Consider the following 24,757-nt stretch of genomic DNA (forward strand, 5'->3'; position numbering starts at 1 on the left):
AGATGGATTTAAAAGATTATATTGCTAGTATTCCAGATTATCCAGAAAAAGGCGTTATCTTTAGAGATATCTCGCCGTTGATGGCAAATGGCGAGGCCTATCGTGAAGCGACGAAACAAATCGTTGATTATGCTAAAGAAAAAAGAATCGACATGGTTGTAGGACCTGAAGCACGTGGTTTCATTGTGGGCTGTCCTGTGGCATATGAATTAGGTGTTGGATTTGCTCCTGTTCGTAAAAAAGGGAAGTTACCTCGCGAAACGATCGAAGTAACATATGATTTGGAATATGGTACAGATACATTGACTCTTCATAAAGATGCGATTACTCCTGGCCAACGAGTATTGATCTGTGATGACTTGTTAGCAACAGGCGGCACAATCAAAGCAACTATTGAATTGATCGAGTCGCTAGGTGGTATTGTAGTCGGTTGTGCCTTCCTAATTGAGTTGATGGATTTACATGGGCGCGATAAAATCACTGGTTATGAAATTGTTACATTGATGGAATATTAAAAAAATCTTTACTCTAGAAGAATCTAGGGTAAAGATTTTTTATTTTCGAAATAGAAATAAATTTCTATGGGTATTTGCGATAGACATATCGTTGTTGTTCATTTTTTTTTCTAGTATGAGAGTATCTTTTCTCATCCCATAGCATGAACCATATAATAAATAGAGGGCTAACAATAAGTAAAGCGGACTGTAACCCTAACGTACCTAAGAAAATGCCAATAATTAATACAACAAATAATAACCCGCCACGACGAACTGCTTTCATTCTTAATCACCTCATAATTTTTATCGAACAAACGTTTGTATAGTTATTATACGAATGTTTGTTCGGTTTGTAAAGAGATAAATTCAAAAAAAGAGACTTCTTTTTGATTTCTCAAACAGAAGTCTCTTAAATACTGTATTTAAAAGGTTTACACAAAATTTTAAGTATAAAGTAAAATTGAAAAGAACATGAATCCAGCACCCAACATAACAAACAGATGCCAAACTACATGCATAAAGCGAACACTTTTTAAACTGTAAAATGCAGCGCCTAGTGTATAAGACACACCACCTGCTACTAGTAAAGCGATTCCTGTCGCACCTAAGGAGTTGTAAAGCGGCTTAGCGGCAATAATACAAAGCCAACCCATAATGATATAGATTACAGTGGAGACGTGTTTCACAGTTTCTTGTTTATGGAGTGTTAAAGATTTGTAAACTACTCCGCTGATTGCCATGACCCAGATTAGTACAAACAATAGCCAGCCTAGCCACCCTTTGATACTTAACAAACAAAATGGTGTATAGCTTCCAGCAATCAATAAGAAAATCGAACTATGATCAAAAACTTGAAATACTTTCTTTGCTCTAGTAAAAATCAAACTGTGAAACAACGTTGAAGATAAGAACAAAAGAATGAGCGTTGCTCCATAAATAGCATACGAAACAACATGAACTGGGGAACCAAGGCGTCCACCTTTGACTAATAATATCACTAGTCCAGCAATACTTAATCCAGCCCCAATCCCGTGAGTCACAGCGTTAAGTACTTCATTTAAAATCATATATTTTCTGGAGAATTTTACTTTTTCCAAGAAATCAACTTCCTTCATTTTAATTTGGTGAAAAATAATTCTTAGTCTGTTATAATAAAAACAGACATTCAAGCCTCAAAAGTATTTTACCACGAATTGAGGTTGTTTTTAAAGAAAGAGTGATAAAATTATGACAAATGTTAAAATTGTGACTGATTCTTCATGCACAATGCTGAAAAGTGTACGCGATGATTTAGATATCCAAATGATGCCTTTATCTGTAATGATTGACGGCGTGGTTTATGCTGATGATGATCATTTAGATGGAGAACATTTCATGGAATTGATGAGTACGGCTAAAGCTTTACCTAAAACGAGTCAACCACCAATTGGCGAGTTTGTGGAGTTATATGACCGTTTAGGCGCGGACGGCAGCGAGGTCATTTCGATTCATATGACAAAAGGGTTAAGTGGCACTGTAGAAGCTGCTAGACAAGCTGGAAATCTTAGCTCTGCTAATGTTACAGTGATTGACAGTGATTTCACTGACCAAGGTTTATCATTCCAAGTAATTCAAGCGGCTAAGCTAGCTAAGAATGGTGCAAGTGTGCCAGAAATCTTAGCTGAAATCAATCACGTTAAGGAAAATACTAAACTTTTTATCGGGATATCGACGTTGGACAACCTAGTTAAAGGCGGTCGAATTAGCCGAGCAACAGGTCTTTTATCCAGCATTTTTAATATGAAAGTAGTAATGGACTTCGATCAGACAGAACTGATTCCAGTTGCCAAAGGTAGAGGGATGAAAACATTTAATAAGTGGTTTGATGAGTTGAAAAGCGAGTTGAGTTCACTGTCAAATGTTCGCCAAATCGGTATTTCTCATGCTGATGGGTTAGAATTAGCCAACGGTTTTAAAGAAGGTCTGCAAGCACTTTTCCCTGATATGGACATTCCTGTGTTGCATACAAATCCTGTTATCGCAACACACACCGGCAAAGGCGCTTTTGCTATTATGTACTATACAGATTAAACAGTGAGTTTTGAGCGGATCAAACTGATCTGCTCTTTTTTTACAACATTTTTAAAACTTTTACTGTACAAATGGATATAAAATAGCGATAATTTATTTTAATAGAACTAAAAAGCCATCTAATGGAATCACTATTGTTTTGGTGATTTCTGGCAAGGGAAGGGATACAATGAAATTATTTTTTCAAAAAAACTGGTCTAGTTTTGTACTATTTTTAGTCACGATACTTGGGGTATTTTTAGTACTGATCATGGCAGTTCCTAAAGCTAAACCGATCTTGGGAACTGGCGCAGCACAGACGGCAACTAGTGAAACAAAAGAAGTAATACGCTATACAGCAATCGGAGACTCACTGACAGAAGGTATTGGTGATTTGACAAATTCAGGTGGATTTGTTCCACTTGTTGCCAGTGATTTGCAAGAACAGTATCGTTTAAACGGTGTACAAACGGATAACTTCGGAAAAAATGGAGACCGAAGTGATCAAATTTTGAAACGAATCAAAAAGAATGAAGACATCCAAAAAGGGCTGACTGCTGCAGATGTCATTACCTTAACGGTTGGTGGAAACGACTTAATGAAAGTCATTAAAGGTGATGTATTCCGTTTAACAAAAGACTCATTTAAAAAACCGTTGAAACACTATCAAAAAGAAGTTGAGAAATTACTAACAGAGATTCGCAAGTATAATGAAAAGGCCCCCATTTACGTTTTAGGTATATATAATCCATTCTACCTTTATTTCCCTGATATTACTGAAATGCAGGAAATAGTAGATGACTGGAATGAAGGAACGCAAACGATCGTTACTGCTGAAAAAAATGCCTATTTTATTCCAATTAACGATTTATTGTATAAGGGGGTTGGAGATGAAGTTGGTATCGTCAGCAGCGAAGAAACTGCAACATCTAGCGGAGAACATGATATCAAAAATAATGCATTGTATGAAGAAGACCATTTTCATCCTAATAATTTAGGCTATCAGATCATGGCTAGTACTGTTCGTGATAAAATGGTCAAAACTCAAGATAAATGGCTTGAAAAAGGAAGTGAGTGAGAAGGATGAAAAAGGAAACAGAAGAAAAAAAAGAAGGAAAAAAAATTAGTCAGCGCAGAAAAAAAAATCCTGAAGTAAAAAAAACAATCAATCGTTGGAAGGTTGCTTTTATTATTTTGATCGGAGTTATAATTGGAAGTCTGGCTTTTGTATTCATAAGAGTCACTCAAGTTCGGGAACCAAACTATCAGCCCGTACCTGAACTAGTTGAAAAAGATGGCACGCCAGTTATTGCAATCCAATCAAAGAAAAAGCAAATAAACGCATTAATTGATTTTTATCTTGGTGATTTTCAAAAAGGCTCAGATATTACCTATAAATTCTATTTAGAAAATGAAGCGATGTTAAATGGAACATTTGAAGTTTTAGGTCACCCAATCCAATTTTATCTGTATTTTGATCCTTATGTAATGGATAATGGCAACGTTCAATTAAAAGCCAAAAGTTTATCTATTGGAACGTTAGGCTTACCAATGAAAGAAATCTTAAAATTTGTTCAAAGAGATTATAAACTGCCGAACTGGGTGGAAGTCAATCCAGATGAACGTACTGTTTTACTACGCCTAGATCAATTTAGAATGCAAAATGGTTTATTCATCCGTGCAGAAAAGATAAACTTAGTGGACGATGATATTCGAATGAACATTTATTTACCAAAAGAGAAATAGTCCATCAAGGAGGAAACGTAATGAGTGAAAAAGCTATTTTCGCTGGTGGTTGTTTTTGGTGCATGATACAGCCCTTTGATACACAGCCAGGCATAATTTCAGTGATATCAGGATATACAGGTGGTCACGTTGAAAATCCAACCTATGAACAAGTACGAACTCATACGACCGGCCATACAGAAGCAGTTGAGATAGAATTTGATCCTGCTATTATGCCTTATGAAAAATTAGTAGAGATTTACTGGCAACAGACTGATCCTACAGATGCTCTAGGTCAATTTGAGGATCGTGGTGATAATTATCGACCAGTTATTTTTTACACAAGTGAACAACAGAAAGCAATTGCAGAAAAGAGTCGGCAAAAGTTACAAATAAGTGGACGTTTTAGTGAACCAATCGTAACAACGATTGAACCAGCAACTATTTTTTATCCTGCCGAGGAGTATCACCAAGACTTTTATCAAAAAGATCCTAAACGCTATAAAGAGGCACACCTTAATCGAGAAAATTTTATAAAAGAAAATTGGTGAATATATGAGAAGAAGTTTTTATCATTATTTAATGACCTTAAGAGCTCCTAAAAAAACAGCAGAAAGTCAATTTGCTAATGATGCAGCAAGAGATATTCAGTTCCCTAAGCAGTCGGAAGATTACCATGAATTATCTACTTATTTAGAAATGAACGCTGATTACTTGACTAACATGCACATTTTTGACGAATTATGGGAAAAATACGTAGAAAATAATAAATAAAAAAAAGAAGGAAAGGGCAAAGAAAGCTTTTCCTTCTTTTTTTTTCATGTTAAACTGGAAAACATGCAATGATAATTTTACAGAAAGAGATGACTCCATGAAAAATACACAACAAGTACCTTTTCATCAATATATTATTTCTATTGTCTGTGTAGCTTTTTTGGTTGGTGGCGGTAGTTATATCTATTTTGATCACCAATATAAAAAACAGCTTGCAAACAATCCAGCTCAAAGTGGTGACTTAAGAAAAGTTGATAATTTATATAATGAAATCGTTACGAATTATGTCGGGAAAATTGATGAAAAAAAACTAATTGATGGTGCCTTAAAAGGAATGACAGAGGCGTTAGACGATCCGTATTCTAGCTATCTGAATGAACCCGAGGCAGATGAATTGGACCAAAGTCTTGCAGGCAGTTTTGAAGGAATTGGTGCAACTATGACTATGACAAATGAGCTACCATCAGTGGCACAGGCGCCTATTGAAGGTTCTCCTGCTGCTAAGGCTGGAATGAAAACTGGTGATACGATCCTAAAAGTCGATGAGGAAGAAACAGAAGGGAAGACGCTTTCTCAGGTAGTCAGCAAAATTCGTGGGAAGAAAGGAACGGAAGTTCGTTTAACCATTGCTCGAGGCGATGAGACTTTTGAATTAAAACTTACCCGAGATACTATTCCAATTGAGACAGTTAAAGGCGAATTAGACAAATCTGACTCTACAATTGGTTCAATCAAGATTATTTCTTTTGGTGAAAACACATATAATGAACTAAAAAAAACAATCAAAACATTAAGAAAAGCTGGTGCTAAATCGTTTGTTATCGATTTACGCCAAAATCCAGGTGGACTACTTGATCAAGTAGAACAAATGGCCAGCATGTTTCTCGAAGACGGAAAAACAATTATCAAATTTGAAGATAAAAACGGGAATACGAGTGAAGATACCGCTTCCAGTAACTTAGATGGTGGATTTAAAGTAACCGAACCGACTGTTGTTTTAGTTGATGAAGGTAGTGCTAGTGCTTCAGAAATTTTTGCAGCAGCTTTAAAAGAATCTGGCAATAAAAAAATCATTGGAACAAAAACCTTCGGTAAAGGAACCGTTCAAACTGTTAAAAATTTAAGTGACAAGAGCGAAATCAAATTAACTGTTTTAAAATGGCTAACACCTAATGGAAAATGGATTCATGAAAAAGGGTTGGAACCTAGCATCAAAGCAGATTATCCTGATTATGCATACTTGTCTCCTATTTCTAGAGATAAAACATTCAAGCAAGGAGATTCGTCCCCTGTTGTTAAAAATATCAATGCTTTATTACATGCCCTTGACTATGAAGTTGATGGAAACAGCAGTGATTTTTCAGAGCAAACTAAAACGGCTGTTAGTGCACTACAAACAGGCAGTAATCTACCTATCACAGGAGAAGTCGACAACGACACAGCTACCCAAATCGAGTCTGAGGTAGGGAAAAAAATCAAAGAAAACGATCAGGCTTATGATGTTGCTCTAAAAGAACTTCAAAAAAAATAGAAGAAATTAGTATGAAAAGAAAAGTAACAATGTTGCAAAATCACCTTTTCATACCAATTTCATATTTTACTCAAAGAGGGTTCAACTTTTCTTTTAAATTAGTCGCTTTTTCTAGTGTTTTTACTTTATAATAGAATCAGTATGAGAAAGGGAGATAAGCAGAGTGGAAAAGCGAAAATCGTATATCGGTTATTTTATTTCTTTCATGAAATTGCTCGTTCCTTCTTTAGTATTGTTATTTATACTAAGAGGTTTTATTTTGATCCCTGTACCAGTTGACGGAAATTCAATGGAAAAAACACTGAGTCAAGGTGATATGATCATGATGGAAAAATTTTCTTCGATCAAACGTTTTGATGTCATCGTGTTTAAATTACCGAGTGGCGCTATTTATATTAAACGAGTAATTGGATTGCCAGGTGAAGCTGTTCGATATGAAAATGACCAACTCTATATAAATGAAAAAAAGATTGAGGAACCTTTCTTAGAAAAGAATATAAAAAAAGATCACGAAACAGCTCCATATACAACTAATTTTAATTTAAGTGATCTTACCACGGAAAATACATTGCCTAGAGATACTTATTTTGTGCTAGGTGACAATCGGCGAATGTCTAAAGACAGCCGCTCATTTGGTGCAGTTCAAAGCAAGTATATTTTAGGAAAAGCGCAATTCGTATACTACCCAATAACACATATGAAATTCATACCAAGATAGGTGATAAAATGACAATACAATGGTTCCCAGGACACATGGCAAAGGCCAGAAGAGAAGTATCTGAAAAAATAAAATATGTTGACATCGTCTTTGAATTAATTGATGCGCGCTTACCTCTTTCATCGAGAAATCCGATGATGGATCAAATTGTTCAGCAAAAACCGCGATTAATCCTACTAAATAAGGGGGATTTAGCTGATAGAGAGCAAAATCAAAAATGGCAGCAATATTTTCAAGAAAAAGGGTATCACACACTAATCATTAATGCTCAGCAAAATAAAGGCGTCAATAAAATAGTACTTGAAGCAAAAAAAGCCTTAAAAGAAAAAATTGATCGGGAACGTTCAAAGGGAGTGAAACCACGTGCGATTCGTGCGATGTGCATCGGTATTCCTAATGTAGGAAAATCAACTCTTATGAATCGTTTAGTTGGAAAAAAAATTGCGCAAACTGGGAATAAACCCGGCGTGACAAAAGGACAGCAGTGGCTTCGTTCAGGTACAGACTTAGAATTACTTGACACACCGGGAATCTTATGGCCCAAGTTTGAAGATCAAGAAATCGGAAAAAAGCTTGCGCTAACTGGAGCCATTAAAGATCAATTGCTTCACTTAGATGATTTGGCTATTTATGGATTAACATTTTTTTCACATTTTTACCCAGAGCGTTTGGTTGAGCGCTATAAATTAACACAAGAGCAAACTTTTTTACCAGGTGCTGAACTTTTGATGTTAATCAGTGAAAAGCGTGGATTTAGGGACGATTATGATCGTGCAAGTGAGATGATCATTCAAGAAATCCGAAGTAGCAAATTAGGACCATATACTTTAGATCGTTGGGAAGAATTAGGAGTTACAGAAAATGAAAACTGAATCAATCCAGCAAATCAAAGCAGAATTAGCAACTATCAATACTAGAGAGGATAAACGCATCAAGCTATGGCAAGCAGATGAACGCAATGGTGTTCAACAGGCTTTAGCTCAATGGGATAGGAAACTCCAACGGCATGAAAAAGAAGTGGCGTTATTTGAAGAAATGCAACAGTTTGAAAATAGTGCACGCGCTCAAGGACACCGTTTAATAGTCGGGATAGATGAGGTAGGGCGCGGCCCGTTAGCTGGCCCTGTTGTTGCTGCAGCAGTCATTCTTCCCGAAAATTTCCAACTTTTAGGTGTTAATGATTCCAAAAAATTATCTGCCAAAAAAAGAGATGAACTCTATGATGAAATTCAAAATCAAGCCATCTCTATCGGGATTGGTATGGTAGATCACAATAAAATTGATGAAATAAATATTTATCAAGCCTCTAAATTAGCTATGGGAATAGCGTTAGAAGACCTTTGTTTTATACCAGATTATTTATTGATTGATGCGATGAAATTAGATGTTAAAATCCCTCAAGAAAGTATCATCAAAGGGGATGCTCGTTCAGTTTCAATTGCCGCTGCAAGTATTGTAGCTAAAGTGATTCGTGACCGACTGATGGAAGATTACGGCAAAATGTATCCTGGATATGGTTTTGAAAAAAATGCAGGTTATGGGACAAAAGAACATTTACTTGGTTTACAAAAACAAGGAATTTGTACGATCCATAGAAAAACCTTTGCTCCAATCAAAGATATGTGTTAAAAAATAAAAAAGACCTTTTTTTGCGGATACTTATTATAACAAGTATTTGTGAAAGAAGGTTTTTTATGGAAGCAAAACAACGCAAACTTTTATTTAAATTAGCCGTTTGTAGTGGGATCGGCAACTTGGGGATGCTCAAAGTTTTAGATTTTTCAATGCGATACAACAATAGTACGGATTTTTCAAAAGAAGAAATCATTCAGATTGCAGGCATCACAACCTACCAAAAGAACTTTTCCGAGTCTTGGGATCATTGGACAAATAATCCCGAAAAATTAACAAAGTATTATGATGCGCATACGTTTATTACGATAGTAGATCCAGTGTATCCTTATTATTTGAAGCAAATTTATAACTGCCCCGTTTTATTATTCTATAGAGGGAACTTATCACTTTTAGAAGAAAACTGCTTGGCCTTTATTGGTGCAAGAGCTGCTTCGGTTTATGGAATAAATGTTGCGCGCCAGCTGATTCCTGAAATGATCGGTCATAATCTAACGATTGTTAGCGGATTGGCAAAAGGAATTGATAGCATCAGCCATCAAGTGGCGATGCAAAATGGCGGAAATACGATAGGGGTTATTGGAACGGGATTAGATATATGTTATCCAAAAGAAACGGCTCATATCCAACGGAAAATGATGGAAGAACAATTAGTTATAAGCGAGTATCCGAATGGAACCGGACCGAATAAATATCATTTTCCGATGCGAAACCGAATTATTGCTGGTATGACCTTAGGTACATGCGTGATCGAAGCACGTAAAAAAAGCGGTACTTTAATTACGGCACAAGCTGCTTTAGAATATGGCCGTGAAGTTTTTGCAGTTCCTGGTAATCTCTTTGATGCCCAATCTGATGGCTGTCACGCTCTTATACAAGACGGCGCAAAGTGTACAATTTCTGCACAAGATATTTTAGAAGAAATCCAGTTTTTTTCTATTTAACTACATCAATCCTTGACAAACTTGTGATGAATAGATATGATGAAGTACGATTTGTGAGTTCTCTACATTTTGATATATATAATAGAAGAAACACAAAAACCGAAAGGAGCCACACGTTGAATGGCGTATAAATATCTAGTTATTGTAGAATCACCAGCTAAAGCCAAAACGATTGAAAAATATTTAGGAAAAAACTATAAGGTTGTTGCCAGTGTTGGACATATACGTGATTTACCCAAAAGTAAAATGGGCGTTGATACTGAAAATAATTACGAACCACATTATATATCTATCCGTGGTAAGGGCGACGTTATCAAAAGTTTGAAAGCCGCTGCAAAAAAAGCTGACAAAGTTTATCTCGCAGCCGATCCGGACCGAGAAGGGGAGGCCATTGCTTGGCATTTGTCTTTCCTTCTTGGCTTGGATTTAAACGATAAAAACCGTGTTGTATTTAATGAAATTACAAAAGAAGCAGTGAAAGCTGCTTTTAAAGAACCTCGTACGATCAATTTGGATCTAGTCGATGCACAACAAGCTCGCCGTATTTTAGACCGCTTAGTGGGTTATTCACTTAGTCCTATACTTTGGAGAAAAGTAAAAAAAGGGTTAAGTGCTGGACGAGTTCAATCTGTAGCACTCAAAATAATTATTGATCGCGAAAATGATATTCGCAAATTTATTCCAGAAGAATATTGGAGTATCGATGGTAATTTTCAAAAAGCAAAGAAAAAATTCAAATCCAGTTTTTGGGGTTTAGACGGCAAAAAGAAAAAGTTGCCAAATGCTGAAGCTGTAAAAGAAGTAACTACTCGTATCAAAGGAAAAGAGTATGATGTTACGAAAGTTGAGAAAAAAGAACGTAAACGCAACCCGGCATTGCCTTTTACTACAAGTAGTTTACAACAAGAAGCCGCTAGAAAGCTGAACTTCAGAACAAGAAAAACCATGATGGTTGCGCAACAGCTTTATGAAGGAATTGCCTTAGGGAAACAAGGGACAGTCGGTTTAATTACCTATATGCGTACAGATTCAACTAGAATTGCAGATTCTGCGAAAGCAGAAGTAGCAGAGTATATTGAAAAAACATATGGTAGTGAATTTTCAGCTCATGGTGGCCGTAAAGTTAAAAATGCCCAAGGGGCTCAAGATGCACATGAAGCTATTCGTCCTTCCAGCGTAATGCGTACACCAAATGAAATTAAGCAATACTTGGATAAAGATCAACTAAAACTGTATACCTTAATTTGGTCACGTTTAGTTGCCAGTCAAATGACACCAGCTATTTTAGATACAATGAAAGTAACTTTAGAACAAAATGGTGTGATTTTCATTGCTAACGGCGCGAAAGTGAAGTTCAAAGGATTCATGCAAGTTTATGTTGAAGGTCGGGATGATGGGAAAGAAGATAAAGAAAATATTTTACCTGACTTAGCTAAAGGAGATAAAGTTAATGCGCTAGATATCGAACCAAAACAACATTTCACACAGCCACCAGCCAGATTTAGTGAGGCTACTTTGATTCGAGCGTTAGAAGAAAATGGTGTAGGACGTCCATCAACCTATGCACCAACATTAGAAACTATTCAAAGACGTTACTATGTTAAATTAACAAATAAACGTTTTGAACCAACCGAACTAGGCGAAATCGTCAACTCACTGATTGTCGAATTCTTCCCACAAATAGTCGATGTTCATTTTACCGCTTCAATGGAAGGAGACTTGGATAAAATCGGTGTTGGTACAGAAAAATGGGTGGAAGTTGTTGATCGTTTCTACCGACCGTTTGAAAAAGAATTGACAAACGCTGAAGAAAAAATCGAAAAAATCCAAATCAAAGATGAACCAGCTGGATTCGATTGCGATCTTTGTGGTCATCCTATGGTGATTAAATTAGGACGTTACGGCAAGTTTTATGCATGTAGTAATTTCCCAGAATGTCGTAATACAAAAGCAATTGTTAAAGAAATTGGCGTTACTTGCCCAGTCTGTAATGAAGGTCAAGTCATTGAACGTAAATCTAAAAAGAATCGTCTATTCTACGGTTGTAGTCGTTATCCTGACTGTGATTTCACGTCTTGGGACAAACCAATCGGACGTCCGTGTCCAAAATGTGGACAATATCTTGTTGAGAAAAAAGTCAAAGGTGGAAAACAAGTCGTTTGTATCAATGGCGACTATGAAGAAAATATTCAAAAATAGAATTATTTATGACAACAGAAATGTAAGAGCCTACGGATAAAACCCGTGGCTTTTTGAAGAAAAGAGGAAATGTATGTCTACTTCAGTAACAGTTATTGGAGCCGGCTTAGCCGGCAGCGAAGCCGCTTGGCAAGTCGCACAAGCAGGCGTAGCTGTAACACTTTATGAAATGCGCCCTGTAAAAAATACACCCGCACATCAAACGGAAAACTTTGCTGAGTTGGTTTGTTCAAACTCTTTAAGAGGGAATAACTTAACGAATGCAGTAGGTGTTCTAAAAGAAGAAATGCGTCGTTTAGACTCGATTATTATTAATAGTGCTGACAAAACAGCTGTTCCCGCTGGTGGCGCATTAGCTGTAGATCGAGATACTTTCTCAAAAGAAATCACAGATAAAATTAGAACGCATCCTCTAATTACTGTAAAGAACGAAGAAATCACAGAAATACCAGATGGCATTGTCATTGTAGCAACAGGTCCTTTGACTTCCGAAGCTTTAGCAGATCAGATTAAAGAGTTTAATGGTTCTGAGGGGTTTTATTTTTATGATGCAGCTGCTCCAATCGTTGATAAAGCAACTATCGATATGGATAAAGTTTATTTGAAATCTCGCTACAATAAAGGCGAAGCAGCTTACTTAAACTGCCCAATGACAGAAGAAGAGTTCAATGCATTTTATGAAGCCTTGATTTCTGCTGAAGTCGTACCCTTAAAAACATTTGAAAAAGAAAAATTCTTTGAAGGTTGCATGCCGATCGAAGTAATGGCTAAGCGTGGCATTAAAACAATGTTATTTGGTCCTTTAAAACCTGTCGGGCTAGAAGATCCTAAAACAGGTAAACGTCCATATGCGGTTATTCAATTACGACAAGATAACGCAGCTGCTTCCTTGTACAATCTTGTTGGTTTCCAAACTCATTTAAAATGGGGGGAACAAAAACGTGTGTTCCAAATGATTCCTGGTTTAGAAAATGCTGAGTTTGTCCGTTATGGTGTTATGCATCGTAACAGTTTTATGAACTCTCCTGAATTATTAAAACCAACCTATCAGTCTCAAAAACGCGAAAACTTATTTTTTGCTGGACAAATGACTGGTGTTGAAGGATATGTAGAAAGTGCGGCTAGTGGGTTATTAGCTGGTATTAACGCGGCACGACTAGCAAAAGAAGAGGAGCTTGTTGTCTTCCCAAGAGAAACAACATTAGGAAGCATGGCGTATTATATTACGCATGCCGAAGGAAAACATTTCCAACCAATGAACGCTAATTTCGGACTTTTTCCTGAATTACCAGAAAGAATCCGCGATAAAAAGGAACGCTATGAGGCGATCGCAGACAGAGCGCTGACTACATTAGCTAAAGTAACAAAAGAAATGAATCTTGAAGTACAGGCAAAATAAACAGAAACCCAAAACAAACTACCCAAATTGTTTGTTTTGGGTTTCTGTTTTTAAGTGACAACAAACAAAAAAATTAAATTACACTTATAATTTATGAGCATTTGAAGGGAAATATGAATAAATTGTTACCAAATTTGAAAATATTGATTAAATTCTGACAATTCGTTTGTTTTTTCAAAATGGTTATGCTAAAGTTACTTTGTAATTTATTGGAGGAAGCCTATATGCAAGAAAAAAACTGGTCAGAATTGTTTTTAAACTATCTGATCGTTGAACGCGGCTATTCTGAAAAAACCAAAATTGCTTATGAAGAAGATATTCTTAACTTTTTTGATTTTTTAAAGAATTCAGGAGAAGCTGATTATTTAAGTGTCGATCATTTAGATATTCGTACTTACTTAAGTTTTCTTTACGATAAAAATTATAGTCGAAATTCTATCAGCAGAAAAATTGCCAGTTTGCGATCTTTCTATCAATTTTTACTTAAAAATGAAGTAATAAAAGAGAACCCTTTTTCATACGTACACATGAAAAAAAAACAACTCCGACTCCCGCGATTCTTTTATGAAAAGGAGATGGATGCGCTATTTGATAGCGCTAAAGGTTCCGCCCCTCTAGATTTAAGAAATCAAGCACTACTTGAAACGCTGTATGGGACTGGGATTCGAGTAAGTGAATGTTCCAATTTAACAGTACAGGCAATTGATTTTTCTACAAATGTATTGTTGATTCACGGAAAAGGCAATAAGGATCGCTATGTACCTTTTGGCTCCTTTGCACAAGATGCACTCAAAGAATATCTAGAAAATGGACGAGCAGTTTTGATGAATAAATATCACCGTGAGCATGCATTTGTCTTTGTTAACCATCATGGTGAGCAGATTACGCCAACAGGAATTGAATATATTTTAAATCAACTAATTAAAAAAAGTACATTGAATAGCGATATCCACCCACACATGTTACGCCATACGTTTGCAACACATTTGTTGAATAATGGTGCTGATATGCGGACTGTTCAAGAATTATTAGGACACTCTGATTTATCTACTACACAAATTTATGCTCATGTAACAAAAGAAAGTTTACAAAAAAATTATCGAACATTCCATCCTCGTGCGTAATAGATGGACGTTCAGCTAGCTATACAGGCTAGCCTCTCTGCAGAAGATAAAACCTGTTTGCGGCTAGTGATGCCTCCTTCATGTTTTCCTATTTTTTGTTAAGATTGAGCTAGTTTGCACAGCTTTTAAATTAGGAGGAATTATAATGGTCGAATCACAATTTCATTCAACAACGATTTGTGCTGTTGAAAAAGACGGTAAATTCGCAATGGCTGGTGACGGTCAAGTGACGATGGGCGAATCAGTGGTCATGAAAGGGACCGCAAAAAAAGTTCGTAGAATTTATAATGATGAAGTAGTTGTCGGATTTGCAGGAAGTGTTGCAGATGCGTTTACACTAGAAGAAAAGTTTGAAGGAAAATTAAATGAGTATAACGGTAACTTAACTCGAGCTGCTGTTGAATTAGCACAAGAATGGCGCACACAACAATCTATGCAAAAATTAGAAGCCATGCTGATCGTGATGAATTCAAAAGAAATGTTACTAGTCTCTGGAACAGGAGAAGTCATTACACCAGATGATGGAATTTTAGCGATTGGTTCTGGTGGTAATTTTGCTTTATCTGCAGCTCGAGCGATGAAACATTATGGAGACAAAGAAATGTCTGCTAAAGATATTGCGAAAAATGCGCTGAATATTGCAGCAGATATCTGCGTTTTTACAAATCACAATATTATTGTAGAAGAATTATAAGTGGAGGAAACGGCCTTGAACGAATTAAACAAAACACCAAGAGAAATCGTTAAAGAATTAGATGAATATATAATTGGACAAGAAACTGCTAAAAAATCAGTAGCCGTTGCGTTAAGAAATAGATATCGTCGCTTGCAGCTAGATGAAAAAATGCAACAAGATGTTACCCCGAAAAATATGCTGATGATTGGACCAACGGGTGTTGGTAAAACGGAAATTGCTAGACGTTTGGCAAAAATCGTCAATGCTCCGTTTATCAAAGTTGAAGCAACTAAATTTACAGAAGTAGGGTATGTAGGGCGCGATGTCGAATCAATGGTTCGAGATCTAGTTGAAAATGCCATTCAGATCGTTGAAAAACAACAATACAGTCGTGTCTACTCTCAAGCTTTAAAAAAAGCAAATAATCGTTTGGTAAAAGTACTTGTACCTGGTATCAAAAAAGAACAAAAGCAAACAACCAACAACCAATTTGAGCAAATGATGCAAATGTTTAACAATGCGCAACAACCTCAAGATACACAAGAGGAAATCACTGAAGAAATCAAAGTCAATCGAAAAACAATCTTGGAGCAACTTGAAAAAGGAATCTTGAACAATCGTGAAGTGACGATTGAAATAGAGGAGCCTAAAAAAACAATGCCTGCAATGAATACTGGTATGGAACAAATGGGGATCGACTTAAATGAAACGTTAGGAGCACTATCACCTAAGAAAAAAGTTGAGCGGACAGTCACTGTCAAAGAAGCCCAAGAATTGTTGGTAAAAGAAGAATCTGCCAAAATCGTTAAAGATGCCGATATTCATAGTGAAGCGATTCGTCTAGCAGAAAGCAGTGGGATTATTTTTATTGACGAATTTGATAAGATCACTTCAAAAAGTCAACAAAATTCAGGAGAAGTTTCTCGTGAAGGTGTACAACGTGATATTTTGCCAATCGTAGAAGGCTCGCAAGTCAATACAAAATACGGACCGATTCAAACAGATCATATTTTATTTGTCGCATCGGGTGCCTTCCATCTATCCAAACCAAGTGATTTGATTCCTGAATTGCAAGGTCGTTTCCCGATTCGTGTGGAGCTAGATGATTTGACAGCGGAAGATTTTGTTCGAATTTTAACTGAACCCAACAATGCATTGATCAAGCAATATATTGCTTTGATTGGTACAGAAAACGTCAACGTAATATTTACAAAAGAAGCCATTGAACGTATTGCCAACATTGCATTTGATGTCAATCGAGACACAGATAACATAGGCGCCCGTCGTCTGCATACGATTTTAGAGCGTCTTTTAGAAGATTTATTATTTGAAGCACCAGACATGCAAATGGGAGAAATAACGATTACTGAAGCCTATGTCAATGAAAAACTAAACAGTATCGTTCAAAATGAAGATTTAAGCCGCTATATTCTGTAATAGTATTAGGAAAATTATAAGTGACACAAGGACGATGTTCGATTTTTTCACAAGATTAATTAACTTGTTCCATCTAGCTTCAAGGCTGAACAAACTCTTTCAGCTTTTATGTTATCCAACCTCGCGGGTTTGCTCCTCGGAAAACAGATAAAAATGCAGCGTGGCAAAAAAAGCCATTCTCCAGTTGTCCTGTTTTCTTGTCCGAGCAGGCAAGCCTGCGTAGCTTTTAAATTAGGAGGAGTAAAAATGACTACTTTATTAGAAAAAACTCGTCAAATCAATAAGCTTTTGCAACAGAAAAATACGTTTGATCAAAAAGCCGACTTGCCTTATGATAAAATGGCAGTGATTTTAGGGGATGTTTTAGAGAGTAATGCGTATATTATTAGCAACAAAGGTGTTTTGTTGGGGTATAACGAAAAGTTGGATGTTAATAATGCACGTGTAAAACATATGTTTGAAGAAAAACGTTTCCCGCAAAGTTACACAGATGCTGCGGACAATTTAATAAAAACTGAAGCAAACATTTCGATTACCAGTGATTTAACAGCATTTCCTGTTGAACTACGTGAAAAATATCCTTTTGGATTAACAACGATTGTGCCTATGTTTGGTGCTGGTGAGCGTTTAGGAACAATTATTTTAGCTAGAGTAGAACAATCTTTTGATGAGGAAGACTTAGTTTTAGCAGAATACAGCGCTACAGTTGTTGGAATGCAGATTTTATATCAACAATCAAGAAATATCGAAGCCAGTGTTCGTAGTGCAACGGCCGTACAAATGGCAATCAATACATTGTCTTACAGTGAATTAAAAGCAGTACAAGCAATTTTCAAAGCTCTGGATGGAGAAGAAGGTAGATTGACAGCTTCTAGTATTGCCGATGAGATTGGCATAACTCGTTCAGTAATTGTGAATGCTTTAAGAAAATTAGAATCTGCTGGTATCATTGAATCAAGATCTTTAGGAATGAAAGGTACCTACCTAAAAGTCTTGAATAAGCAATTTATCAAAGAATTGGACAAAGACAATAAGTAGGAGGCAGTGGACATGACTGTACAAATCGAAAATGAATTTCTGATTGCAACAATCGCAGAAGATGGTGCTGAATTAATCAGCTTAAAATCAAAAAAAAGCACTATTGAATACATTTGGCAAGGAGATCCTGCCTTTTGGGGACGTCATGCACCAGTTCTTTTTCCTGTAGTGGGTCGCTTAAAAAATGATTGTTATACCTACCAAAACCAAACATATCCAATGGGCCAACATGGCTTTGCTCGAGATAGTCTCTTTGAAGTGGTCGAACATGGTGCTGAACTAGTTTCATTATCATTGAAAAGTAGTGATGAAACGAAAAAAGTTTATCCTTTTGATTTTGAATTGATTCTATCCTATATGTTAGAAGAAGATAACTTAGTCGTTCGATACCAAGTTGAAAATACGGGGAAAAATGATATGTATTTTTCAATTGGTGGACATCCAGCATTTAATGTTCCTTTAGAACAAGGTTTGACTTTCAATGATTACTATTTAAGTTTTTCACCAAAAAAATCTCGTACTCAAATTCCTTTAGCAGGACCATTTGCAGATTTCGAACATAAAACATTAGGCCAAACCAATACTAGCCTTGATATTCGTCGGGGATTATTTGCAGAGGATGCTATTATTTTTGAAACTAAAGGAGCAAATACCTTTAAAATTGAAACGGATGAAGGCGAACACAGTATCAGTTTAAGCTATACTGATATGCCTTATGTAGGGATTTGGTCTCCATATCCTAAAGAGGCACCATTCGTCTGTATCGAACCATGGTGCGGTATAGCTGACGACGTAAACGCCACAGGAAATCTTGTTGAGAAAAAAGGCATTAATAAGATAGCTGCATCAGCTATCTTTAAAACACAGTACACACTTACAGCAAGATAAGTCCAAATAAAAACGAAGATATGAAGCTGTGTGACTTCACGTCTTCGTTTTTTTAACTCTTCATTTTATTTTTTTGACCCTAATCCAAAAGGAACGCGACTTTCAGTTCCATCTTTGATGCGTTGAATATTCTCCTTATGGCGAATGAAAATAAAAATCGTCAGAGCAATCGCGATCAATGTCAACAACCAGTCAAATTGAGGTAAAATACCGGGAATAGCAAATGGTAAAATAATGGTTGAAAGAGTAATCAAGACAGCACTGATCATACTGGTCAAACTTACCATGCTGGTAATGTATAACGTAATAATAAAAATTAAGGCAGAATAAACAAAAAACGCTGGGTTGTAAGCCAAAATCATCCCTGCACTTGTCGCAACAGCTTTTCCTCCTTTAAAATTTGCAAACACTGGAAATGTATGACCTAAAACAGCAGCAACACCAAATACTAACGGATTGACATCTAAAGAAAATAATAATGGTAAACTAGTCGCTAATGTACCTTTTAAAATATCCATTAACAACACCGTTATACCCGCTTTTTTCCCCAACACTCTAAACGTATTTGTCGTTCCTGTATTACCGCTACCAAATTGACGCAGATCTTTTTTGAAAAACAGTTTCCCCACCCAAACACCTGAAGGAATGGACCCTAATAAATAGGCGATAATCAATAGCACGAAAAATTTCATTGCGCAACCTCTTTCTGTTCAAACTAGCATTTATTTTATCATGAATAGAAACAGCTAACAATAATTAAATATTCGTTGTATAATGAAAATAAGAGAAATGAGAGAGGATGAACAAAATGCCTATCGAAAACCCATCACAAGAAGAAATTTTTGACTACTTAAAACAAGCAGAAAGGATTGCAGTCGTTGGTTTGAGCGCGAAAGAAGACCGGACAAGCTATAAAATAGCCAAACTATTACAAGAATATGGGTACAAAATCATTCCTGTAAATCCCGTATTAGCTGGCCAAACAATCTTAGGTGAAAAAGTTTACGAAACATTACAAGATGTCCCTGGACAAATCGATATTGTAGATATTTTCCGTCGAAGCGAATTTTTACCAGAGGTTGCTCATGATTTTTTGGAAACAAATGCAAAAGTTTTCTGGGCTCAATTAGGGCTGGAAAGTCAAGAAGCTGCAGAATTGTTGAAAAACGCAGGAAGAAATGCTATTATAATGAATCGTTGCATTAAAATTGAATTAGCAAAAATGCCGAAATAGATGCAAAATAATTTTAAGAAAGAGTTACCGAATAGGAAAGCTCTTTTTTTTTGAGAGCTTTTAGAGTATTATTGTAATGATGTGGCGAAAAGCCCTATAATTCAAGTATAAGGAGTTTTTTCTTTGGCGAAAAAAGTAAACAATGAATACAATGACGCCTCCATCCAGGTCTTAGAAGGATTGGAAGCGGTAAGAAAAAGACCAGGAATGTATATCGGCTCCACAGACAGCCGCGGATTACATCATTTAGTCTATGAAATCGTTGATAACGCAGTCGATGAAGCATTGTCTGGGTACGGAAATGAAATCAGCGTGACGATTCAAAAGGATAATAGTATTAAGATAACTGACTCAGGTCGTGGAATGCCCGTGGGAATGCATGCATCTGGCATTCCCACTGTAGAAGTGATTTTCACAGTGCTTCATGCCGGCGGAAAGTTTGGCCAAGGTGGATACAAAACTTCAGGTGGCTTACATGGGGTAGGAGCCAGTGTTGTTAATGCACTATCTAGTTGGCTGGAAGTTCGAATCGTTCGTGATGGCATTGAATATATGGAACGTTTTGAAAATGGCGGCAAACCAGTTGGAACACTGAAAAAAGTTGGAAAAACAACGAAAAAGAATGGTACTTCTGTAATTTTTCTACCAGATGATACTATTTTTTCTACCATTCATTTTTCATATGATACATTAGCAGAGCGTTTGAGAGAGTCCGCTTTTCTATTAAAAGGAGTCAAAATTTCTTTAGCAGATTTCAGAGGGGAAGAACCCAAAGAAGAAATTTTTCATTATGATGAAGGAATCAAAGAATTTGTTGCCTATCTGAACGAAGAAAAGGATACATTAACGCCAGTCGTCTATTTCTCTGGTGAAAAAGATGGTATTGAAGTAGAACTTTCTTATCAATACAATGATGGTTATTCAGAAAATGTTCTTTCTTTTGTAAACAATGTACGAACTAAAGATGGCGGTACACATGAAGTAGGTATGAAGTCTTCTATGACAAAAGCCTATAATGAATATGCGCGTAAAGTCGGTTTATTAAAAGAAAAAGATAAAAATCTTGAAGGTAGTGATTTCCGCGAAGGATTAGCAGCTGTCTTGTCGATTCGTGTTCCAGAAAACTTATTGCAATTTGAAGGCCAAACGAAAGAAAAACTTGGTACTCCAGCCGCTCGTAATGCAGTAGATAACATAGTGGGAGAGCAAATGGGCTTTTACTTACAAGAAAATAGTGAGATGAGTCAACAATTGATTCGTAAAGCAATCAAAGCTCGTGAAGCGCGCGAAGCCGCTCGTAAAGCCCGTGAAGAAAGCCGCAATGGGAAAAAACGAAAAAAAGGGGAGTCTCTTTTATCTGGTAAACTAACACCAGCCCAATCGCGTAATCCTAAACGAAATGAATTATACCTTGTCGAGGGGGATTCTGCCGGCGGTTCAGCTAAACAAGGACGCGACAGAAAATTTCAAGCGATTTTACCTTTACGAGGAAAAGTGTTAAATACTGAAAAAGCAAAAATGCAGGATATTTTGAAAAATGAAGAAATCAACACAATGATTTATACAATTGGAGCAGGTGTTGGGCCAGAATTTTCAATTGAAGACTGTAATTATGATAAAGTTATCATCATGACCGATGCGGATACCGATGGTGCACATATCCAAGTGTTATTATTGACCTTCTTTTATCGTTACATGAAACCATTGATTGAAGCTGGAAAAATCTATATTGCTCTGCCACCTCTATATAAAGTATCAAAAGGGATCGGTAAAAAGGCAGTAACTGAATATGCTTGGACAGACGAAGAATTATCTAACGTAACAGAACAAGTCGGTAAAGGTTATATGCTACAACGATACAAAGGTCTTGGGGAGATGAATGCAGATCAGCTGTGGGAGACCACAATGGACCCTGAGACACGTACTTTGATCCGTGTAAGAATAGATGATGCTGCACAAGCAGAACGTCGTGTAACGACTCTTATGGGCGATAAAGTCGAACCAAGAAGAAAATGGATCGAGCGCCATGTACAATTTACTTTAGAAGAAGATGGCAGCATTTTAGATAGAAAAGATGGCGAAACAGAGATTTCCCCATCCATTTCAAATGAAGTACTAGATGAAGAAAAAAAAGAAGAAACTGAACGTAAAAATACAGAGGCCGAAGCGGCAGAAGAAATCAGTTTATTCGATTTAGAGTAGGGAGTGACAAATTTGGAAAAACGCCAAGATATTCAAGAATTAACGCTTGAAGAAGTAATGGGCGATCGTTTTGGAAGATATTCCAAATATATCATTCAAGAACGGGCCCTACCTGATATTCGTGACGGGTTAAAACCTGTACAACGTAGAATTTTATTCTCCATGAACAAAGACGGAAATACCTTTGAAAAAAGTTTTAGAAAATCCGCAAAATCTGTCGGAAATATCATGGGGAATTATCATCCCCACGGTGACAGCAGTATTTATGAAGCAATGGTACGTTTAAGTCAAGACTGGAAGCTTCGTGAAGTATTGATTGAAATGCACGGAAATAACGGAAGTATGGACGGTGATCCTCCTGCTGCTATGCGTTATACCGAGGCTCGTTTGTCTGAATTAAGCGGAGAACTTTTAAAAGATATCGAAAAAGAAACAGTCGATTTCGTTTGGAACTTTGATGATACCGAAAAAGAACCGACTGTTTTACCTGCAAAATATCCTAACTTACTTGTGAATGGTTCGACAGGGATTTCAGCAGGTTATGCGACAGAAATTCCTACGCACAATTTAGCGGAAATTATTGACGGTACAATTTATTTGATTGACCATCCAAATGCAACATTAGATAAACTGATGGAGTTTATTCCAGGACCAGATTTCCCGACAGGTGGTATCCTGCAAGGAAAAGAAGAAATCAAGAAGGCCTATGAAACAGGTCGTGGAAAAGTAATTCTTCGTTCTAAAACAAGAATTGAACCTCTAAAAGGAGGCAAACAACAAATCGTTGTCACTGAGATTCCTTATGAGGTCAATAAAGCGACATTAGTGAAAAAGATGGACGAGGTTCGATTAAACAAAAAAATCGATGGTATCGCTGAAGTCCGCGATGAAAGTGACCGTACAGGGCTGCAAATCGCTATTGAATTAAAGAAAGATACGAATGCTGAAGGTATTCTAAATTATCTTTTCAAAAATACTGAATTGCAAATCAACTATAACTTCAACATGGTAGCAATCGATAATATGACACCTCAACAAGTCGGTCTAAAACGTATTTTAGATAGTTATATTGCGCACCGTAAACAAGTAATTACTAATCGCAGTCAATATGAATTGAATAAGGCTAAAAAACGTCAGCATATCGTTGCTGGTCTAATCAAAGCCTTATCGATCTTAGATAAAGTGATCGAAACGATCCGTGGTAGTAAAGATAAAAAAGATGCTAAAATGAATTTAGTTAAAGCCTATGCCTTTACTGAAGAACAAGCAGAAGCGATTGTGACGTTACAATTGTACCGTTTAACTAATACAGATATTACGCAACTTGAAAAAGAAGCGGAAGAGTTAAACCAGCTTGTTACTGAGTTGACAAAAATTCTAAGTGATGAAAAAGAATTATTCAATGTAATGAAAAAAGAATTACGTGAAGTCAAAAAACAATATGGCAATCCACGCTTAACTCAAATAGAAGACGAAATTCAAGAAATTAAAATCGATACCAAGGTTTTAGTAGCCCAAGAAGATGTCATTGTGACGGTTACTCACGAAGGGTACATCAAGCGCAGTAGTTTGCGTTCTTATAGTGCGTCGAAACCTGAAGAAGTTGGAATGAAAGAAGGGGACTTCCTTCTATATACGGGTGAGGTCAATACGTTGGATCACATCTTATTGATCACCAATAAAGCAAATGTGATTTATCGCCCAATCCACGAACTACCTGATTTAAGATGGAAAGAAATTGGTGAACATATTTCACAAGCTATACTGAATTTATCAGTTGATGAATCGATTATTGCTGTTTATACCTATAAAGAACTGTCACCAACCAAAACATTTGTTTTCATGACCAAAGAAGGAATGATCAAACAAACAAAAATGGCTGATTTCGAGCCTTGGAGAACCTATAAGAGTCGTCCGACAAATTGTATGAAACTTAAATCTGAGACAGATGAGATCGTAAATGTCTATTTAACTAATGAACAAAAGACCTTAGACGTCTTCTTAGTCAGTCACCGTGGCTTTGGGTTGCGTTATCCTTTAGATGAAGTACCAGTAGTCGGTGCAAAAGCAGCTGGTGTGAAAGCAATGAACTTAAAAGAACAAGATTACGTTGTTAACGGGCTACTTGTGCACGAGGATGGGGATACACCGATTGTCATCTTGACACAACGTGGAAGCATTAAAAGAATGCTTGCCCAAGAGTTGCCTCAATTAGGGCGAGCCAAACGTGGTTTAATGGTTCTTAGAGAGTTGAAGAAGAATCCTCATCGAGTGACATTTATGTCCGAGAGCAGCCCACTAGAGTTATTAGTTACTACGCAAAATGATAAACAATATACTCTTGATTCTGAGAAATATCCAATCAATGATCGAACATCTAACGGCTCATTTATGCTTGATGAAAAACAAGACGGTGAAATTTTAGAAGTTCATGAAATGCATACAGCAGAATTAGAACAAAAAACAGACGAACAGATGAATGAAACCAACTAGCTGTTCTATAGAATTAACAAAAACGTCCTTCTGTACTAGTACAGAAGGACGTTTTTTTATAACAGATTTCTTACTTCAAAAATTCATTAAAAACAAATTAGTTAATCAAATCACAAACACGAAACGCTTGTTTAAAAGCTTTTATAGCGCATTTTATCTAAAAAATCAGGAATAAGTTCAAAATATAGTAAAGAAAT

24 protein-coding genes are annotated in these 24,757 nt (G+C 36.5%); 21 read left to right on the forward strand and 3 right to left on the reverse strand.

What is annotated here, in order from left to right:
- Positions 1 to 2: 2 nt before the first annotated feature.
- Complete coding sequence (locus I580_RS04320) at positions 3 to 515, forward strand: adenine phosphoribosyltransferase (protein ID WP_010772526.1); 513 nt, start codon at positions 3 to 5, stop codon at positions 513 to 515.
- Positions 516 to 579: 64 nt separating this feature from the next.
- Here the strand turns inward: I580_RS04320 and I580_RS04325 are convergent, their stop codons facing one another.
- Complete coding sequence (locus I580_RS04325; RefSeq protein WP_010772525.1) at positions 580 to 780, reverse strand: hypothetical protein; 201 nt, start codon at positions 778 to 780, stop codon at positions 580 to 582.
- A gap of 160 nt (positions 781 to 940) precedes the next feature.
- Entirely contained in the window at positions 941 to 1,594 is a 654-nt protein-coding gene (gene trhA / locus I580_RS04330) for a PAQR family membrane homeostasis protein TrhA (protein ID WP_010772524.1), read from the reverse strand.
- A gap of 130 nt (positions 1,595 to 1,724) precedes the next feature.
- Between trhA and I580_RS04335 the strand changes: the two genes are divergently transcribed.
- The 17 genes from I580_RS04335 (at position 1,725) to I580_RS04415 (ending at position 18,631) form a co-directional block, all read left to right on the forward strand.
- The gene (locus tag I580_RS04335) at positions 1,725 to 2,567 is read left to right on the forward strand and encodes a DegV family protein (protein WP_010772523.1); all 843 of its coding nucleotides are present in this window, start codon (positions 1,725 to 1,727) and stop codon (positions 2,565 to 2,567) included.
- A 169-nt stretch (positions 2,568 to 2,736) separates the two neighbouring features.
- Positions 2,737 to 3,624, forward strand: coding sequence for an SGNH/GDSL hydrolase family protein (locus I580_RS04340; protein WP_010772522.1), 888 nt, complete (start codon positions 2,737 to 2,739; stop codon positions 3,622 to 3,624).
- Positions 3,625 to 3,629: 5 nt separating this feature from the next.
- Positions 3,630 to 4,292, forward strand: coding sequence for a YpmS family protein (locus I580_RS04345; protein ID WP_010772521.1), 663 nt, complete (start codon positions 3,630 to 3,632; stop codon positions 4,290 to 4,292).
- 20 nt (positions 4,293 to 4,312) lie between these two features.
- Positions 4,313 to 4,822 carry a peptide-methionine (S)-S-oxide reductase MsrA gene (msrA, locus tag I580_RS04350; protein WP_010772520.1) on the forward strand — a complete coding sequence of 170 codons (510 nt, stop codon included), beginning with the start codon at positions 4,313 to 4,315 and terminating at the stop codon, positions 4,820 to 4,822.
- A gap of 4 nt (positions 4,823 to 4,826) precedes the next feature.
- Positions 4,827 to 5,045, forward strand: coding sequence for a YozE family protein (locus I580_RS04355; protein ID WP_010772519.1), 219 nt, complete (start codon positions 4,827 to 4,829; stop codon positions 5,043 to 5,045).
- Positions 5,046 to 5,142: 97 nt separating this feature from the next.
- Complete coding sequence (locus I580_RS04360; RefSeq protein WP_010772518.1) at positions 5,143 to 6,576, forward strand: S41 family peptidase; 1,434 nt, start codon at positions 5,143 to 5,145, stop codon at positions 6,574 to 6,576.
- Between the two features lie 163 nt (positions 6,577 to 6,739).
- Entirely contained in the window at positions 6,740 to 7,294 is a 555-nt protein-coding gene (gene lepB, locus I580_RS04365) for a signal peptidase I (RefSeq protein ID WP_010772517.1), read from the forward strand.
- 8 nt (positions 7,295 to 7,302) lie between these two features.
- Entirely contained in the window at positions 7,303 to 8,166 is an 864-nt protein-coding gene (gene ylqF, locus I580_RS04370) for a ribosome biogenesis GTPase YlqF (RefSeq protein WP_010772516.1), read from the forward strand.
- On the forward strand, positions 8,156 to 8,923 hold the full coding sequence (locus I580_RS04375) for a ribonuclease HII (RefSeq protein WP_010772515.1): 768 nt from the start codon (positions 8,156 to 8,158) through the stop codon (positions 8,921 to 8,923). The genes ylqF and I580_RS04375 overlap by 11 nt, the downstream gene beginning before the upstream one ends.
- Before the next feature lie 65 nt (positions 8,924 to 8,988).
- Positions 8,989 to 9,870 (forward strand): DNA-processing protein DprA, encoded by an 882-nt coding sequence (gene dprA, locus I580_RS04380; protein ID WP_010772514.1) that lies wholly within the window; start codon positions 8,989 to 8,991, stop codon positions 9,868 to 9,870.
- A gap of 120 nt (positions 9,871 to 9,990) precedes the next feature.
- The gene (gene topA / locus I580_RS04385) at positions 9,991 to 12,069 is read left to right on the forward strand and encodes a type I DNA topoisomerase (protein ID WP_010772513.1); all 2,079 of its coding nucleotides are present in this window, start codon (positions 9,991 to 9,993) and stop codon (positions 12,067 to 12,069) included.
- Positions 12,070 to 12,142: 73 nt separating this feature from the next.
- The gene (gene trmFO, locus I580_RS04390; protein ID WP_010772512.1) at positions 12,143 to 13,468 is read left to right on the forward strand and encodes an FADH(2)-oxidizing methylenetetrahydrofolate--tRNA-(uracil(54)-C(5))-methyltransferase TrmFO; all 1,326 of its coding nucleotides are present in this window, start codon (positions 12,143 to 12,145) and stop codon (positions 13,466 to 13,468) included.
- A gap of 224 nt (positions 13,469 to 13,692) precedes the next feature.
- A complete protein-coding gene (gene xerC, locus I580_RS04395; protein WP_010772511.1) occupies positions 13,693 to 14,592 on the forward strand; it encodes a tyrosine recombinase XerC in 900 nt (299 codons plus the stop codon).
- Positions 14,593 to 14,737: 145 nt separating this feature from the next.
- A complete protein-coding gene (gene hslV / locus I580_RS04400) occupies positions 14,738 to 15,286 on the forward strand; it encodes an HslVU peptidase proteolytic subunit (protein WP_010772510.1) in 549 nt (182 codons plus the stop codon).
- A 15-nt stretch (positions 15,287 to 15,301) separates the two neighbouring features.
- Positions 15,302 to 16,705 (forward strand): ATP-dependent protease ATPase subunit HslU, encoded by a 1,404-nt coding sequence (gene hslU, locus I580_RS04405; protein ID WP_010772509.1) that lies wholly within the window; start codon positions 15,302 to 15,304, stop codon positions 16,703 to 16,705.
- Between the two features lie 246 nt (positions 16,706 to 16,951).
- On the forward strand, positions 16,952 to 17,743 hold the full coding sequence (codY, locus tag I580_RS04410) for a GTP-sensing pleiotropic transcriptional regulator CodY (protein WP_010772508.1): 792 nt from the start codon (positions 16,952 to 16,954) through the stop codon (positions 17,741 to 17,743).
- Between the two features lie 12 nt (positions 17,744 to 17,755).
- Complete coding sequence (locus tag I580_RS04415; protein WP_010772507.1) at positions 17,756 to 18,631, forward strand: aldose 1-epimerase family protein; 876 nt, start codon at positions 17,756 to 17,758, stop codon at positions 18,629 to 18,631.
- Positions 18,632 to 18,696: 65 nt separating this feature from the next.
- Here the strand turns inward: I580_RS04415 and plsY are convergent, their stop codons facing one another.
- Entirely contained in the window at positions 18,697 to 19,323 is a 627-nt protein-coding gene (gene plsY / locus I580_RS04420; RefSeq protein ID WP_010772506.1) for a glycerol-3-phosphate 1-O-acyltransferase PlsY, read from the reverse strand.
- Between the two features lie 116 nt (positions 19,324 to 19,439).
- On the opposite strand from plsY, the gene I580_RS04425 reads away from it, so the two are divergent.
- The 3 genes from I580_RS04425 to parC all read left to right on the forward strand — a co-directional run bounded on the left by I580_RS04425 (position 19,440) and on the right by parC (position 24,560).
- The gene (locus I580_RS04425; protein WP_010772505.1) at positions 19,440 to 19,865 is read left to right on the forward strand and encodes a CoA-binding protein; all 426 of its coding nucleotides are present in this window, start codon (positions 19,440 to 19,442) and stop codon (positions 19,863 to 19,865) included.
- Between the two features lie 123 nt (positions 19,866 to 19,988).
- Entirely contained in the window at positions 19,989 to 22,067 is a 2,079-nt protein-coding gene (gene parE / locus I580_RS04430; protein WP_010772504.1) for a DNA topoisomerase IV subunit B, read from the forward strand.
- Positions 22,068 to 22,079: 12 nt separating this feature from the next.
- Entirely contained in the window at positions 22,080 to 24,560 is a 2,481-nt protein-coding gene (parC, locus tag I580_RS04435; RefSeq protein WP_010772503.1) for a DNA topoisomerase IV subunit A, read from the forward strand.
- Positions 24,561 to 24,757 lie beyond the last annotated feature (197 nt).

It is taken from the genome of Enterococcus caccae ATCC BAA-1240 (assembly GCF_000407145.1).
In the GTDB taxonomy this organism is placed as follows: Bacteria; Bacillota; Bacilli; order Lactobacillales; family Enterococcaceae; genus Enterococcus_L; species Enterococcus_L caccae.

What these genes read in the sequence shown, in the direction of transcription:
- I580_RS04375 (WP_010772515.1), top strand. Translation starts at nt 8,156, where the DNA reads ATGAAAACTGAATCAATCCAGCAAATCAAAGCAGAATTAGCAACTATC.
- I580_RS04355 (WP_010772519.1), top strand. Translation starts at nt 4,827, where the DNA reads ATGAGAAGAAGTTTTTATCATTATTTAATGACCTTAAGAGCTCCTAAA.
- topA (WP_010772513.1), top strand. Translation starts at nt 9,991, where the DNA reads ATGGCGTATAAATATCTAGTTATTGTAGAATCACCAGCTAAAGCCAAA.
- codY (WP_010772508.1), top strand. Translation starts at nt 16,952, where the DNA reads ATGACTACTTTATTAGAAAAAACTCGTCAAATCAATAAGCTTTTGCAA.
- I580_RS04415 (WP_010772507.1), top strand. Translation starts at nt 17,756, where the DNA reads ATGACTGTACAAATCGAAAATGAATTTCTGATTGCAACAATCGCAGAA.
- I580_RS04425 (WP_010772505.1), top strand. Translation starts at nt 19,440, where the DNA reads ATGCCTATCGAAAACCCATCACAAGAAGAAATTTTTGACTACTTAAAA.
- plsY (WP_010772506.1), bottom strand. Translation starts at nt 19,323, where the DNA reads ATGAAATTTTTCGTGCTATTGATTATCGCCTATTTATTAGGGTCCATT.
- I580_RS04325 (WP_010772525.1), bottom strand. Translation starts at nt 780, where the DNA reads ATGAAAGCAGTTCGTCGTGGCGGGTTATTATTTGTTGTATTAATTATT.
- I580_RS04360 (WP_010772518.1), top strand. Translation starts at nt 5,143, where the DNA reads ATGAAAAATACACAACAAGTACCTTTTCATCAATATATTATTTCTATT.
- I580_RS04335 (WP_010772523.1), top strand. Translation starts at nt 1,725, where the DNA reads ATGACAAATGTTAAAATTGTGACTGATTCTTCATGCACAATGCTGAAA.
- I580_RS04320 (WP_010772526.1), top strand. Translation starts at nt 3, where the DNA reads ATGGATTTAAAAGATTATATTGCTAGTATTCCAGATTATCCAGAAAAA.
- ylqF (WP_010772516.1), top strand. Translation starts at nt 7,303, where the DNA reads ATGACAATACAATGGTTCCCAGGACACATGGCAAAGGCCAGAAGAGAA.
- hslV (WP_010772510.1), top strand. Translation starts at nt 14,738, where the DNA reads ATGGTCGAATCACAATTTCATTCAACAACGATTTGTGCTGTTGAAAAA.
- trmFO (WP_010772512.1), top strand. Translation starts at nt 12,143, where the DNA reads ATGTCTACTTCAGTAACAGTTATTGGAGCCGGCTTAGCCGGCAGCGAA.
- I580_RS04345 (WP_010772521.1), top strand. Translation starts at nt 3,630, where the DNA reads ATGAAAAAGGAAACAGAAGAAAAAAAAGAAGGAAAAAAAATTAGTCAG.
- dprA (WP_010772514.1), top strand. Translation starts at nt 8,989, where the DNA reads ATGGAAGCAAAACAACGCAAACTTTTATTTAAATTAGCCGTTTGTAGT.
- I580_RS04340 (WP_010772522.1), top strand. Translation starts at nt 2,737, where the DNA reads ATGAAATTATTTTTTCAAAAAAACTGGTCTAGTTTTGTACTATTTTTA.
- xerC (WP_010772511.1), top strand. Translation starts at nt 13,693, where the DNA reads ATGCAAGAAAAAAACTGGTCAGAATTGTTTTTAAACTATCTGATCGTT.
- msrA (WP_010772520.1), top strand. Translation starts at nt 4,313, where the DNA reads ATGAGTGAAAAAGCTATTTTCGCTGGTGGTTGTTTTTGGTGCATGATA.